At 70.2% G+C, this 15,162-nt stretch carries 14 protein-coding genes; 7 read left to right on the top strand and 7 right to left on the bottom strand.

What is annotated here, in order from left to right:
* Positions 1–472 precede the first annotated feature (472 nt).
* Both ACWEOW_RS25275 and ACWEOW_RS25270 read left to right on the top strand, forming a co-directional pair.
* Complete coding sequence (locus tag ACWEOW_RS25275) at positions 473–2,653, top strand: ATP-dependent DNA ligase (RefSeq protein ID WP_452272018.1); 2,181 nt, start codon at positions 473–475, stop codon at positions 2,651–2,653.
* 96 nt (positions 2,654–2,749) lie between these two features.
* The gene (locus ACWEOW_RS25270) at positions 2,750–3,673 is read left to right on the top strand and encodes an alpha/beta hydrolase (RefSeq protein ID WP_452272017.1); all 924 of its coding nucleotides are present in this window, start codon (positions 2,750–2,752) and stop codon (positions 3,671–3,673) included.
* 39 nt (positions 3,674–3,712) lie between these two features.
* Here the strand turns inward: ACWEOW_RS25270 and ACWEOW_RS25265 are convergent, their stop codons facing one another.
* A complete protein-coding gene (locus ACWEOW_RS25265; RefSeq protein WP_452272016.1) occupies positions 3,713–5,182 on the bottom strand; it encodes a DUF4389 domain-containing protein in 1,470 nt (489 codons plus the stop codon).
* A 449-nt stretch (positions 5,183–5,631) separates the two neighbouring features.
* On the opposite strand from ACWEOW_RS25265, the gene ACWEOW_RS25260 reads away from it, so the two are divergent.
* On the top strand, positions 5,632–7,143 hold the full coding sequence (locus ACWEOW_RS25260; RefSeq protein ID WP_452272015.1) for a M28 family metallopeptidase: 1,512 nt from the start codon (positions 5,632–5,634) through the stop codon (positions 7,141–7,143).
* Positions 7,144–7,271: 128 nt separating this feature from the next.
* Complete coding sequence (locus tag ACWEOW_RS25255) at positions 7,272–7,499, top strand: PLD nuclease N-terminal domain-containing protein (protein ID WP_452272014.1); 228 nt, start codon at positions 7,272–7,274, stop codon at positions 7,497–7,499.
* Positions 7,500–7,678: 179 nt separating this feature from the next.
* Here the strand turns inward: ACWEOW_RS25255 and ACWEOW_RS25250 are convergent, their stop codons facing one another.
* Positions 7,679–8,203, bottom strand: a complete 525-nt coding sequence (locus tag ACWEOW_RS25250) for a 2'-5' RNA ligase family protein (protein ID WP_452272013.1) — start codon at positions 8,201–8,203, stop codon at positions 7,679–7,681.
* Between the two features lie 63 nt (positions 8,204–8,266).
* Between ACWEOW_RS25250 and ACWEOW_RS25245 the strand changes: the two genes are divergently transcribed.
* Positions 8,267–8,692, top strand: coding sequence for a PPOX class F420-dependent oxidoreductase (locus ACWEOW_RS25245; protein ID WP_452272012.1), 426 nt, complete (start codon positions 8,267–8,269; stop codon positions 8,690–8,692).
* Positions 8,689–9,579: an oxygenase MpaB family protein gene (locus ACWEOW_RS25240; RefSeq protein ID WP_452272011.1), complete on the top strand. Its 891-nt coding sequence runs from the start codon at positions 8,689–8,691 to the stop codon at positions 9,577–9,579. Before ACWEOW_RS25245 ends, ACWEOW_RS25240 begins: the two co-directional genes overlap by 4 nt.
* 108 nt (positions 9,580–9,687) lie before the next feature.
* On the opposite strand, the gene ACWEOW_RS25235 is transcribed toward ACWEOW_RS25240, so the two are convergent.
* The 3 genes from ACWEOW_RS25235 to ACWEOW_RS25225 form a co-directional block, all read right to left on the bottom strand.
* On the bottom strand, positions 9,688–10,689 hold the full coding sequence (locus ACWEOW_RS25235; RefSeq protein WP_452272010.1) for an aldo/keto reductase: 1,002 nt from the start codon (positions 10,687–10,689) through the stop codon (positions 9,688–9,690).
* A 154-nt stretch (positions 10,690–10,843) separates the two neighbouring features.
* A complete protein-coding gene (locus ACWEOW_RS25230; RefSeq protein ID WP_452272009.1) occupies positions 10,844–11,122 on the bottom strand; it encodes a hypothetical protein in 279 nt (92 codons plus the stop codon).
* A complete protein-coding gene (locus tag ACWEOW_RS25225; RefSeq protein ID WP_452272008.1) occupies positions 11,119–12,024 on the bottom strand; it encodes an SPFH domain-containing protein in 906 nt (301 codons plus the stop codon). The genes ACWEOW_RS25230 and ACWEOW_RS25225 overlap by 4 nt, the downstream gene beginning before the upstream one ends.
* A 233-nt stretch (positions 12,025–12,257) precedes the next feature.
* On the opposite strand from ACWEOW_RS25225, the gene ACWEOW_RS25220 reads away from it, so the two are divergent.
* The gene (locus ACWEOW_RS25220; RefSeq protein ID WP_452272007.1) at positions 12,258–13,292 is read left to right on the top strand and encodes an NAD(P)-dependent alcohol dehydrogenase; all 1,035 of its coding nucleotides are present in this window, start codon (positions 12,258–12,260) and stop codon (positions 13,290–13,292) included.
* Positions 13,293–13,349: 57 nt separating this feature from the next.
* Here ACWEOW_RS25220 and ACWEOW_RS25215 read toward each other — a convergent pair whose 3' ends face one another.
* Complete coding sequence (locus tag ACWEOW_RS25215) at positions 13,350–14,201, bottom strand: hypothetical protein (RefSeq protein WP_452272006.1); 852 nt, start codon at positions 14,199–14,201, stop codon at positions 13,350–13,352.
* A gap of 348 nt (positions 14,202–14,549) precedes the next feature.
* Positions 14,550–14,987 (bottom strand): MarR family winged helix-turn-helix transcriptional regulator, encoded by a 438-nt coding sequence (locus tag ACWEOW_RS25210; RefSeq protein WP_452272005.1) that lies wholly within the window; start codon positions 14,985–14,987, stop codon positions 14,550–14,552.
* Positions 14,988–15,162: the final 175 nt, after the last annotated feature.

Raw genomic sequence — 15,162 nt, 5'->3', positions numbered from 1 at the left:
ACCAACGGGGCGCTGCTGTGCGGCCGACACCACACCCTCGTGCACCAACGCAACCTCACCGCCACCACCACCCCCACCAGCATCACCTGGCACCTATAGCTACACCGCCCCACACCCCGCCCAGCGCCGGCGGGGCCCTAGGGCTGCACACAGTGTCGCTACGGTCACGATGCGCGCGCCCCGGGTTTCACAGGGATCGCCGACATCACCATCGCCGAGCTGGCCGACGCGCCCCGGCAACCAAGATCGGGCAGGAAGCCGCGGATCGTGCGCACCGGCGCCAGCCGCCGACGAGGTAGATCGTCAATGGGGGGCCGTTCCGCGCAAGAGGCTAGAAGCCTTCCTGGCGTAGTGGGTTCGTAGGACGACCGCGCCAGCGACGTCATCGGTGGTCCGGAACCCCAGAACACACCCGGACGTGTTGCTGCGTGACACAAGGGCTTCGGGGGCGGCGGCTGGTTACGATCCTCGGGTGAGCGCGAAGCCCGCCGTCGTCGAAGCGCCCGGCCCCGATGGGGTCCGCGAGGTCAAGGTGTCGAGCCCCGATCGCGAGCTGTGGCCAGCGTCCGGGATGGCCGACGGCAGGCCCGTCACCAAGCTCGACATGGCCGAATACCTTGTGGCCGTGCGGGATCCGCTCCTGCATGCGCTCGGCGACCGGCCTGTGACGTTGCAGCGGTTCCCTGAGGGGATCGAGGGCGAGGAGTTCTTCTCCAAGAACCCGCCCAAGGGCGTGCCCGAGTGGACCCGCACCGTGATGTGCACCTACCCGTCCGGACGGCGGCACCCGCAGCTGGTCATCGACGAGGTCGCGAGCGCCGTCTGGGCGGCCCAGATGAACACGATCACCTTCCATCCGTGGCCCGTGCGCACCAGCAACGTCGACAACCCCGACGAGCTGCGGATCGACCTCGACCCGCAGCCGGGGCGCGGTTTCCGCGACGCGGTCGAGGCGGCATACGCGCTCCGCGAGGTGATGGCCGAGATCGGGCTCACCGCGTGGGCGAAGACCTCCGGCAACCGGGGCGTGCACGTCTATGCCCGGGTGGCACCGACGCACGAGTTCCTCGCGGTCCGGCACGGCGTCATCGGGATCGCCCGCGAGCTGGAGCGCCGGCTGCCCGACCTGGTCACCACCTCGTGGTGGAAGGAGGAACGCGGCGAGCGCATCTTCGTCGACTTCAACCAGGCCTGCCGCGATCGGACGATCGCATCCGCCTACTCGCCCCGCCCGCTCCCCGGCGCACCGGTGTCGACACCGGTGACCTGGGACGAGCTGCGCGACATCGACCCCCGCGAGCTGACGGTGCGCACCGTTCCCGCGCTCGTTGCGACCCGTGACGCCTGGGCCGGCATGGACGACGCCGTCGGCGACGTCGCCGCGGCGATCGCCTTGTGGGACAAGGACATCAACGAGCGAGGCCTGGGTGAGCTGAACTTCCCGCCGGACTACCCGAAGATGCCGGGGGAGCCGCCCCGCGTCCAGCCGAGCAAGCGCCGCCAGGACAAGTCGGACGAGGAGTACATGGCACCCAAGGCCGAGCGCGACGCGGAGCTGCGCGACGTGTGGGGCCCGGTGGTCCCGCCCGTGCCCCCGATGCTGGCCAAGCCGGTCAAGGACTTCGGGGCCGTGAAGGGCGACGTGCTCTACGAGCCGAAGTGGGACGGCTTCCGGTCGATCATCTTCCGGTCGGGCGACCTCGTCGAGATCGGCTCGCGCAACGAGAAGCCGATGACGCGGTACTTCCCCGAGATCGTCGAGGCGGTCAAGGCGAACTTCCCCGACCGGGCCGTCATCGACGGAGAGATCGTGCTCGTCGCGCCCGCGTCCGGCGACCGGCTCGACTTCGACCTGCTCCAGCAGCGCATCCACCCGGCCGCTTCACGGGTGAAGAAGCTCGCGGCCGAGACCCCGGCCTCGTTCGTCGCCTTCGACCTGCTCTCGCTGAACGGCGAGTCCTACGTCGAGCGGCCGTTCGCCGAGCGGCGGGCAGCCCTCGAGCGGGCGCTCGCGAACGCAAAGGACCCCATCCATCTCACCCCGGCGACGAGCGACCGGACTCTCGCGCGCGACTGGTTCACCCAGTTCGAGGGAGCCGGGCTCGACGGCGTCATCGCCAAGCCGGTCGACGTGCTCTACGAGCCGGACAAGCGCCTCATGTACAAGATCAAGCACGAGCGCACGGCCGACTGCGTCGTCGCCGGCTACCGGGTGCACAAGAGCGGGCCCGACGCGATCGGCTCGCTGCTGCTCGGCCTCTACGGCGAGGACGGCCGCCTCGCCTCGGTCGGTGTGATCGGCGCGTTCCCGATGGCGCGCCGCAAGGAGCTCCTCGACGAGCTCCAGCCCCTCGTCGCCGAGTGGGACGAGCACCCATGGAACTGGGCGCAGCCGGAGACCGAGGGTGGCGTGCGCACGCCGCGGTCGTCGGAGTACTCCCGGTGGAACAACCAGAAGGACCTGTCGTTCGTGCCGCTGCGGCCCGAGCGGGTCGTCGAGGTGCGCTACGACCACATGGAGGGCGCGCGCTTCCGCCACACGGCGCAGTTCGTGCGGTGGCGTCCGGACCGCGAGCCGGAGTCGTGCACGTTCGCCCAGCTCGAGGAGCCGGTCAACTACGACCTCGCCGACGTGCTGTCCGCAGGACGCTGAGCATCGCGCCGGGGACGGCGCTCGGCGCAGTGCACGCACAGCCCGGCCGGACGGCATACAGTGCGGGCAAAGGCGCCCGGACCCGGAGGACGATCCATGCAGAGCAGCACGTTCACCCTCGTCGCCACCGACGGCACTCCGCTGTTCGTGAACCGCTGGCTGCCGGACTCGCCACCCAAGGCGGTCGTCCAGCTCGCGCACGGGATGGCCGAGCACTCGACCCGCTACGCGCGATTCGCCGAGCGCCTCACCGCCGGCGGCTACGCCGTGTACGCCGCCGACCACCGGGGGCACGGGCAGACCGAGGGCACCCGCGGCAACTTCGGCGAGCAGGAGGGCTGGCAGGCGGTCATCGACGACCTGCATGCCGTGACCGAGCGGGCGCGCGAGGAGCAGCCGGGGCTGCCGGTCTTCCTCGTGGGCCACAGCATGGGCTCGTTCCTCGCCAGGGGGTATGCCGCCCAGTTCGGCACCGAGCTCGCCGGCCTCGTGCTGTCGGGCACCGCGGGCAGCGCCGGGCCGCTGGGCAGCGCGGGCGTCCTCGTCGCGACGACTCAGGCGCGGCTGCGCGGGCACGAGCACACGAGCGGGCTGATGGACAAGCTGACGTTCGGTCAGTACAACGCCGCGTTCAAGCCGACCCGCACCGACTTCGACTGGCTCTCGCGGGACCCGGCCGAGGTCGACGCCTACATCGCCGACCCCGACTGCGGGTTCGTCTTCACCGCCGGCGGGTTCGTCGACCTGCTCAAGGGCCTCGCCGCCGTGAACAGCGACCGGGTCGTCTCGCGCGTGCCCAAGGACCTGCCGATCCACCTCGCGTCAGGAGACGCCGACCCGGTCGGAAACAAAGGCAAGGGCGTGCACGAGGTCGCCGACCAGCTGCGGCGGCACGGCGTCAGCGACGTGACCGTCACGCTGTGGCCCGGAGCGCGGCACGAGATCCTCAACGAGACGAACCGCGACGAGGTCGAGACCGAGATCGTCGACTGGCTGGACGCCCACCTGCCCTCCTCCTGATCCCCAAGGGTGCCGGGTTCGGTGGGCACCGAGGCGGGACTACGTGCTGTCACTCGACCCATGCGACATGACGACCGCGTCTTCCGGTGGTCCTGCTGACGCACCACCTGCTGCCGGGCCCGGCGGCTGGTGGTGCGACGTCTCCAGACCGCCCCCGTCGTAGCGGAACGGCGGGTACACGTCCGTCATGAGGGCGGCATACGCCAGCACTCGGAAGACCCAGCGGTTGAGACCGACGAGGACGTCGAAGAGGCCCGCCGCATACGACCCGGTCACGAGCAGGACGACGCCCGCGACGAAGGCGAGCAACGAGAGCAGACCGGGCCAGCCGCCGACCACGACACCGTTGTCGTCGACGTGCGACTGCGTGCCGGCGAGCACGGCGAGCACGATCCAGTGGGGCACCAGGAGCAGCCACTTGACGAAGATCAGGCCACGCGACAGGCGCTCCGGGTAGGCCACGTCGAGGCGGGCGTCGTCGTCAGGCAGTGCCCGGAGGGTGAACGGCGGATACCGGTCGGTGCCCAGGCCACCCCAGCCGACGTAGTAGCCGACCCGCCACGTCCACCGCAGCACCCCGACGTTGAAGTCGAACAGGCTGCGCGGGAAGTGGCCGGTGAACAGGATCGCGAACCAGGCGCACAACGTGGTCACGGCGAACGCCAGCCACAGGAAGGTGAGCAGCACATAGTGCGGGATGGCGAGGAACCACTTCACGAGCCACATCCACCGGGACAGGTCCGGCGCGAGCCGTGCCTCGAGCACGAGCGGCCGGTCCGGCGACGGAAGGATGCCGATGTGCGCGGCTGCCTTGGTCGGCCCACCCGAGGGCGTCTGGCCATCGCGGCGCCCACCGCGCGCGGCGATGACCACCAGGACGGTCCCCCCGGCGAGGAAGAGGAGCCCGCCGGCGAACGTGGCCACACCGATCGGAAGCAAAGAGCCGGCCCGCACCGCGGCGACGGCACCGACCGTCACTCCGCTCGTGCCGGACGCGTTGAGGACCGCAAGCGTCCAGCTGCCGGGCTTGAGGGTCCACGTCAGCTCGCGCGTGGAGGCGCCCGTCGTCGAGGCGTCCCAGAAGGGCTGCGTGGCGGGCGGGGCGACGGTGGCTGCTCCGGTCACATGTCGGTAGGTCGGCACACCCTGAAGGCTGAGGTTCGTCACCCGGTCGTGTGCCGCGCCCGAGAGGTAGGAGGCGACGTCGGCCATGGGTCCGACGCCGACGAAGACCGGCTCGGCCGGGTCCGACGGGGTGACGCGCAGCCGCAGCTGCAGGTCGACGCGGTCCATGACGGCACTGGGTGCGTCGATCTGCACCATCGCGCCCTCGGACGTGACGGCCACACCTGAGGACGCCAGCCGGTCGATGTCGACCGAGTGCCACCCACCGTCGTCGCGGGCAGCGAGCTCGATCACCCCGACCGCACCACCGCCGACGACCATCCCCAGCCCGAGGAGCAGGAGAAGAGAACCGACAACGAGGGCGACGACGTGACGCGGTTTCATGGTGAGCTCCAGCCAGAACCCCTGACATTCTCGACGGTAGCCAGGTCGGTCTGCCCCGGCGGCGATCTGTGAGCCAGCAGTCATGTGACCTGCCAGACATGGCCAAGCCACGGCCGGACACGGCCCACAAACGCGAAGTTCGTTGGTGCCAGGCCTTCCTGACCGGCCGCGGGGCCGCTACGGTCTCATGATCGGGAGTTCGCCACGGCTTGGGGACACAGATGCCCAGGACACTGAGGTCCGCACGACCACGACACGGCATACCGTTCGCCGTCGTATGCCGTCCGGTCGCGTGCGCGACCCAGCTCGGTCCGGTGCCCCGCGGATCGGGGTCGCCCTTGGCTGTATGACGCGCGCACCCACCTGGCTAACAATTCCGCTTTCGCCGGACGGAGTTGTCGTCCGGCGCGTGACCTTCGGAAGAGAGCAACTCACACATGAACCTCCGAATGCCTCGCCCCGCGGTCGCCGCTGTCGCGGCGGCTGCACTCGTCGGAACGGGCGGTCTCAGCACCATGGCCGCATCCGCCGCTACCTCACCCGGCTGTGCCCTGAGGGTCAACAGCACCTCTGCGCTCCTGCAGGAGTGCGTCACCCTCGAGGGCGTGCGCGAGCACCAGGCCGCACTCCAGGCGATCGCCGACGCCAACGGCCACACCCGGGTGTCCGGGTCGCCCGGTTATGACCAGTCGGTCGACTACGTCGTCGGCAGGCTCCAGGCCGCCGGCTGGCAGGTCACCAGGCAGCCGTTCCAGTTCCAGACCTTCGTCTCGCTGTCGCCGTCGGTCCTCGACCGGGTCTCGCCGTTGCCGGCAGGCCCGCTCGAGCACAACATCATGTCCTACTCGGGCAGCGCCGACGTCACGGCACAGGTCAGCACGCCGTCCGGCGACTCACGCGGGTGCAGCCCCGGTGACTGGGCCGGCTTCGTTCCCGGGAACATCGCCCTCGTGTCGCGGGGGACACCGACCGGCTTCCCGGTCGCATGCACCTTCGCCCTCAAGGCGGGCAACGCGATGGCCGCCGGCGCGGCCGGCCTCATCGTCTACAACAACATCCCTGGTGCGCTCAACGGGACGCTCGGAGCGGACTTCACGGCGGACTTCCCGGCCGTCGGCATCACGCAGGACCTCGGCTTCACGCTCGTCTCGACGCCGGGCCTGGTCGTGCGGCTCAAGACCGACACGCTTCGCGGCATCGCGACGACCGAGAACGTCATCGCGGAGCTGCCCGGCAAGAACCGCAACAACGTCGTCATGGCGGGCTCGCACCTCGACTCCGTCAATGCGGGCCCCGGCATCAACGACAACGGAAGCGGTTCGGCCGCGCTGCTCGAGGTCGCAGAGAACCTCGGCAAGGTGAAACCGCAGAACACGGTCCGGCTCGCTTGGTGGGCGGCGGAGGAGTCGAACCTCGTCGGCTCGACCTACTACGTCGGCCACCTGTCCGTGGCGGAGCTGAACAAGATCGCGCTCTACCTCAACTTCGACATGATCGGCTCCCCGAACCACGCCTTCTTCATCTACGACGGCGACGACTCCGACGCCACGGGTGCCGGTCCTGGCCCAGCCGGGTCGGCGCAGATCGAGAAGACGTTCGAACAGTTCTTCACGGCAAGGGGACTGCCGTTCAAGGGGACTGACTTCAGCGGACGGTCCGACTACGGACCGTTCATCGCCAACGGCGTGCCGTCCGGTGGCCTGTTCACAGGGGCCGAGGGCATCAAGACGGCAGAGGAGGCCGCGCTCTTCGGCGGGACCGCGGGGATCGCGTACGACCCCTGCTACCACCAGGCGTGCGACACCTACGCCAACAACAACCACAACGCGCTCGACGCGAACAGTGACGCGGTCGCCCACGCGGTCCTGTCCTACGCGATGAGCACCGCGCTCATCAACGGCACGAAGTCGAAGGGCAACTTCCGCCCGCCTGCCGACGAGGACGCCCCCGTGACGAGCTGAGCTCGGTCCCCGAGACAGCGACTCGCATCGCGACGACCACTCGACCGGCCCGCACCGGTCGAGTGGTCGTTCTCATCCAGGGCGTGCGCACGGGTCGACAATGGTGATGACGTTCACGAGGAGGAGAGATGGCCAAGCAGAAGTGGTCGGACCTGTCCCCGGCCCGGCAGCGGGCTGTGGTGGTCAGTGGCGTCATCCAGGCGTCGCTGGCTGTGGCCGCCTGGGTCGACCTGGCGCGCAGGGACGCGAGCGAGGTGAACGGAAGCAAGGGCAAGTGGGCCGCCGTGATCGCCATCAACTGGATCGGGCCGATCGCGTACTTCGCGCGCGGTCGACGGCGACCCGCTGACGGGTAGGCGCGGCCTGGCTCGATCGGATATTGGAGCCCGGCTCGCGCGGCGAGTCCGGGCTCCCAGGACGGTTCACGTACCACAACGGGCCAACCGTCAAAGTCGATGTCGTGCTTCGAGTCTTCACCCGACCACTGACAGTCCCGCGCAGACACGCCGTGCTCGGACGCGGTGACCGCGGTGGGCTACGGGATCCGGTCGAGTGGCCAGAGCCGTCCGTCCGAGGTGTCGATCAGCGCCGCACGGTCGACCGCGAGCACGAGCGGCAGCATGTCGGAGACCGCGCTCACGACCGCTGCCAGGTCGTCGGCGCGGACCCCGGTCGAGACGGACACGTGCGGCGTCCAGTGCCCGGGATCATAGTGCCGGTGCAGCGTCGCGCCGGTCTCGGCGAGCGCCGACGCCACCCGCTCCTGACGAGTCGTCACGTCCGAGGTCACCGAGCACGCCATCGCGGCACGTCCCCGTGGAAACAGCACCGTCCCCTGCACCGCGACCTCGACCGGTCCGACGTCGGGCAGCCAAGCCACGGCCCCCCGGACCGCAGCCTCCTCCCAGTCGAGCAGGACGGCATACGACAGATGAGGGTGATGGTGCCCGTGCGTGTGGGACAGCAGGGTCCGTATGCCGTTCGCCTCCAGCCGCGCCCACAGCTCGCGCACGAGTCGCTCCGTGCGAGCGTCGAACAGGAGGCAGAGCGCGAGCGCCATGGCCACATTGTCGCCGGTCGCCTGCACACTCGCTCCGGCCCACAGAGCACCTAGGCTGGCGACGTGGACTCCATCCCGACCGACCTCGACGTGGTCGCCGCCCACCAGTACGTCTCGCTGACGACCTTCAGGCGCAGCGGGGAGCCGGTGGCGACACCGGTGTGGATCGCGCGGGACGGTGACGACCTGGTCGTCATCACCGTCGACCAGCTGGGCAAGACCAAGAGGCTGGCCCACACGGCGCGAGTCGAGCTGCGGCCGTGCGACATTCGTGGTGTCGTGCCCGCGGACGCACCCGTCTACTCCGGCACCGCACTGCTCGACCGCACCCCGGAGGGCGTCGCGGCAGTCAAGCGCGCGATGTCGGCCAAGTACATCACTGCCCGTCTCGGGAACGGACTCGAGCGCCTGCTCGGGCCGCTGATGCGCCGCAAGCCGCGAGCCGGCATACGGATCACCCTGGACGGGGAGCCCGGGTCGACGTCATGAGCGCGGGCGCGGCGCTGCGAGGAGTGCAACGGCACCTGGGAATGACCTTGCGCAGCAAGGTCGCCGGTGAGGACGCCTCCGCTCGGGCGCAACGGATCTGGGGTGCCGAGGGCGAACGGTGGTTCGGCCCGAGCGACCCGATCTGGCGGGTGCACGCCGACGCGGCGATGTTCTCGGGCGGTGTGGCCTCGCTCCTGATGCAGTCCCTGCACCCGCTCGCCATGGCTGGGGTCGTGGGTCACAGCGGTTACAAGGGCGACCCCTGGGGCCGGCTCCAGCGGACGAGCAACTACCTCGCGACGACGACCTATGGCACGGTCGAGCAGGCCGAGGAAGCCATCGCTGCGGTCCAGGCCATCCACGAACGGGTGCGCGGTCGGGATCCCGTCGGCCGGCCTTACCGGGCGAGCGACCCGCACCTGCTGCTCTGGGTCCACGTCGCCGAGGTCGACTCCTTCCTGCGGGCATACCGCGCATTCGGGGCATCGCCCTTGTCCGACGCCGAGGCGGACCGCTATGTCGAGCAGGCCGGGACACCCGCGCGCATGCTCGGCGTCGTCGACCCGCCGCGCACGGTAGCCGGGCTGGCGGAGGTCCTCGACCGCTACCGTCCGGAGCTCGAGGCGACCAGCGGCGCGCGAGAGGCGGCACGGTTCCTGCTGCTCGACCCGCCTCTTCCGGTGTGGGCGCGCCCGGGCTACGGCGTCATCGCGGCGGGCGGTGTCTCGCTGCTGCCCGGTTGGGCGCGGTCGATGCTGGGACTGCCCGTCCCCGAGGTCGTGGCGCGGTGCGTCGGGCGACCGCTCGGGCGATTCGGGGCGGGCACGGTGAGGTGGGGTCTGGCCGGCCTTGAGACTCGGCGACCGTCGGATCCACATGCGGCCTGACCCGGGCGACCGGCCTGACCCGGGCGACCGGCCTGACCCCGGCGACCGGCCTGACCCCGGCGACCGGCCTGACCCCGGCGACCGGCCGGCCCGGTGCCGAGCCGGCGACTACCAGCGCGGGTGGATCGCCTCGCGCAGGTGTGTGTCGTAGATCCGGGTGACGCCGGCGTCGAAGGCCGGGCCGAGTGGCGGGACCTCCCCGGCCGCTGCGTTGGACCGGGCCTGGTCGACGTTGCGCGCGCCCGGGATGACGGTCGTGACCGCCGGGTGCTGCCACAGCCAGGCGATCGCGGCCTGGGCCGGCGTGACGCCGTCGGGGGCATCGCTGGCAACCAGCGCCGAGAACTCTTGCGCCGCAGTCAGACCCATTGCGTAGTCGACCCCGGAGAACGTCTCGCCGACGTCGAACGCCTCACCGTGGCGGTTGTAGGAACGATGGTCGTCGGCCGCGAAGGACGTGTCCTTCGTGTACCGGCCGGAGAGCAGGCCGGAGGCCAGCGGGACACGGGCGATGATGCCGACCCCGGCATCGGATGCCGCAGGCAGTACCTCCTCGAAAGGCTTGAGCCGGAAGGCGTTCAGGATGATCTGCACGGAGGCGACGTGGGGTCGACGGATGGCCGCGAGCGCCTCGCCGACCGTCTCGACGCTGACGCCGTAGCTCGCGATGACGTCCTCGTCGACGAGGGTGTCGAGGGCCTCGAACACGGCGTCGTCGGAGTAGACCGCCGTTGGAGGGCAGTGCAGCTGGACGAGGTCGAGCCGGTCCACGCCGAGGTTGCGTCGCGACCGGTCGGTCCACTGGCGGAAGTTGTCGAGGACGAAATGCTCCGGCTGCTGCTCGACCCGCCGCCCCATCTTCGTCGCGACCGTGATGCGGGGCAGATCGGCGCCTCGCTCACGGAGGAACTCGCCGATGAGCTGCTCGCTCCGGCCGTCGCCGTACACGTCCGCGGTGTCGAAGAACGTGACGCCCGCGTCGGCTGAGGCCTGCAGGACGGCGAAGGCGTCGTCGCGGCTCACGTTGCCCCAGTCGGCGCCGAGCTGCCACGTCCCGAGACCGACGACCGACACCTCGAACCCGGTTCGCCCGAGCTTGCGCTGTTCCATGACCTCTCCTTCGCATCTGTCCTCGGTCGCGCCGTCCGCGTCGAAGACCCGTCCCCATCGTGCCGCCCGCTCCGGCCCGGCAACACACCGGGCAGCCGCACGGTCCTGCGGTTATTACCGTCGAAGCTTGCAGCTGCTCGGTGTGTTGCGGGAGTCAGGGTCCCTGGGTCGATGCAGGGTCAGATCCCTCGTGCGGCGTGTCGGGCGGTGTGTCGGGCGGGGTGTCGGGCGGGGTGTCGGTGGTGGTCCGGGGACGCCCGCGCTGGGGCAAGGGGCCGGCGTTGCGCGGCATACGGCCCGCGTCGGTGAGCGCGCGACGGAGCAGCACCTCGACCTGGGCGTTGAGGCTGCGGAACTCGTCGCCCGCCCACCGCATCAGCGCGTCGTGCACCGCGGGGTCGAGGCGCAGCAGCACCTGCCGACGGTCCGTCACGTGTAGAGCGATCCTGCGTTGACGATCGGCGAGGGCGGCTGGTCGCCGCACAGCACCACCATGAGGTTGCTGACCATGCTCGCCTTGCGCTCCTCGTCGAGCTCCACGACGTCGTGCTCGGCGAGCTGGGCCAGCGCCATCTCGACCATGCCGACGGCGCCCTCGACGATCCGGCTCCGCGCCGCGACGACGGCGTTCGCCTGCTGGCGTCGCAGCATGGCCTGCGCGATCTCCTGTGCGTAGGCCAGGTGCGAGATCCGGACCTCGACGATCTCGACGCCGGCGATGGCGACGCGCTCGGCGACCTCCTCGGCGAGCTGGCCGGCGACGATGTCGGTGGAGCCTCGCAGCGAGGTACCCCGTCCGGTCGTGTCGTCGTAGGGGTGGCTGGTCGCGACGTGCCGGAGCGCGGACTCGGCCTGGACCGAGACGAAGTTCGTGTAGTCGTCGACGGCGTAGGTCGAGCGGGCCGTGTCGGCGACCTGCCAGACGACGATGGACGCGATCTCGACCGGGTTGCCGTCGGCGTCGTTGACCTTGAGCCGGTTGGTCTCGAAGTTGCGGACCCGGACGCTGACCGAGCGGCGAATGGTCAACGGCAGCACCCACCAGAAGCCCGACCTGAGGACGGTGCCGACGTAGATGCCGAAGAACTGGACGACGGAGGTCTGGCCCGGCGGCACCACGACGAGGGCCGTTGCGACGAGGATGCCGACGAGGACCGGCAGCCAGAGCCAGCCTGAGTGGCTGTCGTAGATCAGGAACCCGACGGCGACACAGATGGCGATGAGGAGGACGCCGAGCCAGCCGTTGACGGCCAGGGCGGGGCGCTGGGCGATCTCGACTCGGGCGCCCTGGTGTCCCACGGGGCCTTCGTTGACGGGGGACTGCATGGCGTTCATGCGCACTCCTTGAGGGAAAAACTGATATCAAATAGATAGCACTTTTCGAGCTCCGCGGCAATGGTCGTCGACCGTCCGGCCCAGACCGGTCTGGGACCCGTGCCCCGCCGCGTCCGGACGTCGTTGTGACGGAATGCTCAGGCGACTTGGGCGGCTGCGCGTGCCATCGGCGGGCTCGTGGGTGTGCAATCGAGGTAGGTGCCGAACGCTCGAACAACAGAGAGGACGCGGCGATGAAGGCCCTGCAGTACGTGGAGATCGGCAGGCCACCGCAGCTGACGGAGGTCGACAAGCCCAGTCCCGGACCCGGTCAGGTCCTGCTCGAGGTGACGGCCGCGGGCGCGTGCCACTCGGACGAGTTCGTCATGAGCCTGCCGGCGGAGGCGTACAGCTACGGCCTGCCCCTCACCCTCGGGCACGAGGGAGCCGGAGTCGTCGCCGAGCTCGGCGCCGGAGTGACCTCGGTCAAGGAGGGCGACTCGGTGGCGGTCTACGGGCCGTGGGGCTGCGGCGTCTGCCCGACGTGCGCGACCGGCGCCGAGAACTACTGTCAGGTGGCCGCCGAGCGCGGCATCGTGCCGCCCGGGCTCGGAGCGCCCGGCTCCATGGCCGAGTACCTGCTCGTCGACGACCCCCGGCACCTCGTGCCGCTCGGTGACCTCGACCCCATCGCGAACGTCGCGCTCACCGACGCCGGCCTCACGCCGTACCACGCGATCAAGCCCAGCCTGCCCGCGCTCATCCCGGGGTCCATTGCCGTCGTGATCGGCGCCGGCGGCCTGGGGCACATAGCGATCCAGATCCTGCGGGCGATGTCTGCGGCGACCGTCGTCGCGCTCGACGTCTCTGACGACAAGCTCCGGCTGGCCAGGGACGTCGGCGCCCACCACGTCTTCCACTCGGACGACTCGGCCGTCGAGCAGGTGCGGGCGCTCAACGGCGGCCGGGGTGCGACGGCGGTGTTCGACATCGTCGGCATCGAGTCCACGACGGCTCTCGCATCCAAGCTGACCCATTTCGACTCCGAGATCGTCGTCGTCGGTGTCGGGCCGGGCGCGGTCCCGGTCGGCATCTTCACGCTGCCCTACGAGACCAAGGTCCGCGCGCCGTACTGGGGCTCTCGCAGCGAGCTCTTCGAGGTGCTCGACCTGGCCCGCGACGGGCTGATCCACGTCGCGACGGAGCAGTTCTCGCTCGACGACGCCCCCACGGCATACGAGCGGCTGCACGCGGGCACCCTCCGCGGGCGGGCAGTCGTCGTCCCCTGAACCAGTGCCTTCTGCGCCTCGCTTCGCTGCGGCGCGTGTCACGGCGCCCTAAAGGCGTTAGGCGACCGGATCGGCCACGGCCACAACGGTCCACGGCGGGGCGCCGGGTGCGGTGTCCAGCTGGCTGTTGACGACGAGGTAGCGGTCGCCGGACCGCGCCACCGTCGTCGGCGTGCTGAACCTCGCATCCGTCACCCGAGTGAGGACTGACCCCGAGCGCCAGTCCTCACTCAGCCGGGCCGCATACAGCCCCTGTCCCGTCTCGGGAGCGCCGTAGTTGAGCACCCCGCGCACGACGTCTCCCGTGAGCACCATCCCGTCGGGGCCGAAGTTCCCGAAGATGCTCCCGTCCATGACGACGAAGCTCGCGTCCCCGGTCCGGACTTCGACGCGGATGAGCGCTCCGAGTCCTTGGGCCGAGACGAGCAGTCGCCGCCCGTCGGGCGATGCGACGATGCCGTTGAGATAGAACCAGCCGGGCTGGAAGTCGGGGCGAAGGGCGCCTGCGTCAAGCCAGGGCTCCAGCTCGCCGATCCTGTTGCCCACCAACGACGCCCGCCACACGATGGCTTGGTTGGAGTCGGTGACGTAGACGGCGTCGTGGGTGATCGCAAGGTCGTTCAGGTATGCCGCACCGGCCCGGTCCGCGGGCACGGTGCGGCGTGCGACCAGCGCACCGCTCGTGTCGAGCACGTCGAACCCGTCAGGGTGGGCGACGAACACCCGCCCGCCCGAGTCCGCGTGCACGCCAAGGGCGCTCGTACGGCCTTGCTCAGCCCCTGATGCCAGGATGCTCATGGTGGGGGCGGCGACGTCGCCGACGAAGACGTCGCCGTTCGCCGATGACGTGACCAGGATGCGCCCGGTTGGCGTGACGTCGATTCCCTCGGGCAGCACGCCTTCAGACATGCTCACGACATACGTTCCGGGCAGGTCGGACCGTCCTCTGCCCCCGTCCGCCCATGCGGCTTGCGATCCCAGCGTCGCCACCGTCACCAGCGCCGCGACCGATGCAAGGCGGCCCCCTCTTGTCGGAACTCTCACGTCACGCCTCCCCAGACGAAATACTTCGGGCCCGAACCACTATGGCCGGTCGCGGTCGACCTGAAAATGGTTCGGGTCCGAAATATCAATGATCGCGTCCCAATCGTGACCTGACCACACACCAGTCCCGCGGGGGGCTCATCGACCTGGTCCGCCGTTCCGAGCTGGTCGAGTGAGCCCTTGGTCCCAGGCGTCACACGGTGCCCAGTCGTCTCAGGAGGGGTCGACGCCGGACTCCAGGGCAGCGATCACCTCGGCGACGACCTTGCGCGCGTGCGGGATGTCGACGTTCCGCGACACCCGTCGCCACACCCGCCTGACCTCACGGACCGCCGCCTCGTGCATCCGCCGCCCGTCGACCGTGAGCTCGAGATTCACCGACCGTCCGTCCCGGCCCGGCGTTCGGGACAGGACGCCGTCCCTGACCAGCGTGGCCAGGTGCGCCGTGAGCGTGGACGGCTTCGAGCCGATCATCTCCGCGATCTCGGTCGGGGTCGTCGTGCCGAGCGCGTAGACGAGGCTGGTCACGGCATAACCGGCGGGTGTGATGCCCGTCCCGCTGAGTGCATGCCGCAGCATCGCCGACATGAGCTCGTTCGCGCGCAGCAGGTCGAACAGGAGCCCCAGCTCGGGGGTCGGACGCGTCGGCATGGAGCCAAGGATGCACCAGCGAGCCACCCGGCGACCGGACCGCGACCCAGGCGCGACCCAGGCGCGACCCAGGCGCGACCTGAATCGCCCCGGGTTCAGTGGAGAGTCAGGTGTGCTTCCTCGGCGGGTGCCGGGGCAGCGGTGTTGGCAGCGTAGTAGTTGGTCTCGTGCTCGA

The organism is Monashia sp. NPDC004114, assembly GCF_053603855.1.
This window is presented reverse-complemented; position numbering and strand designations above follow the sequence as displayed.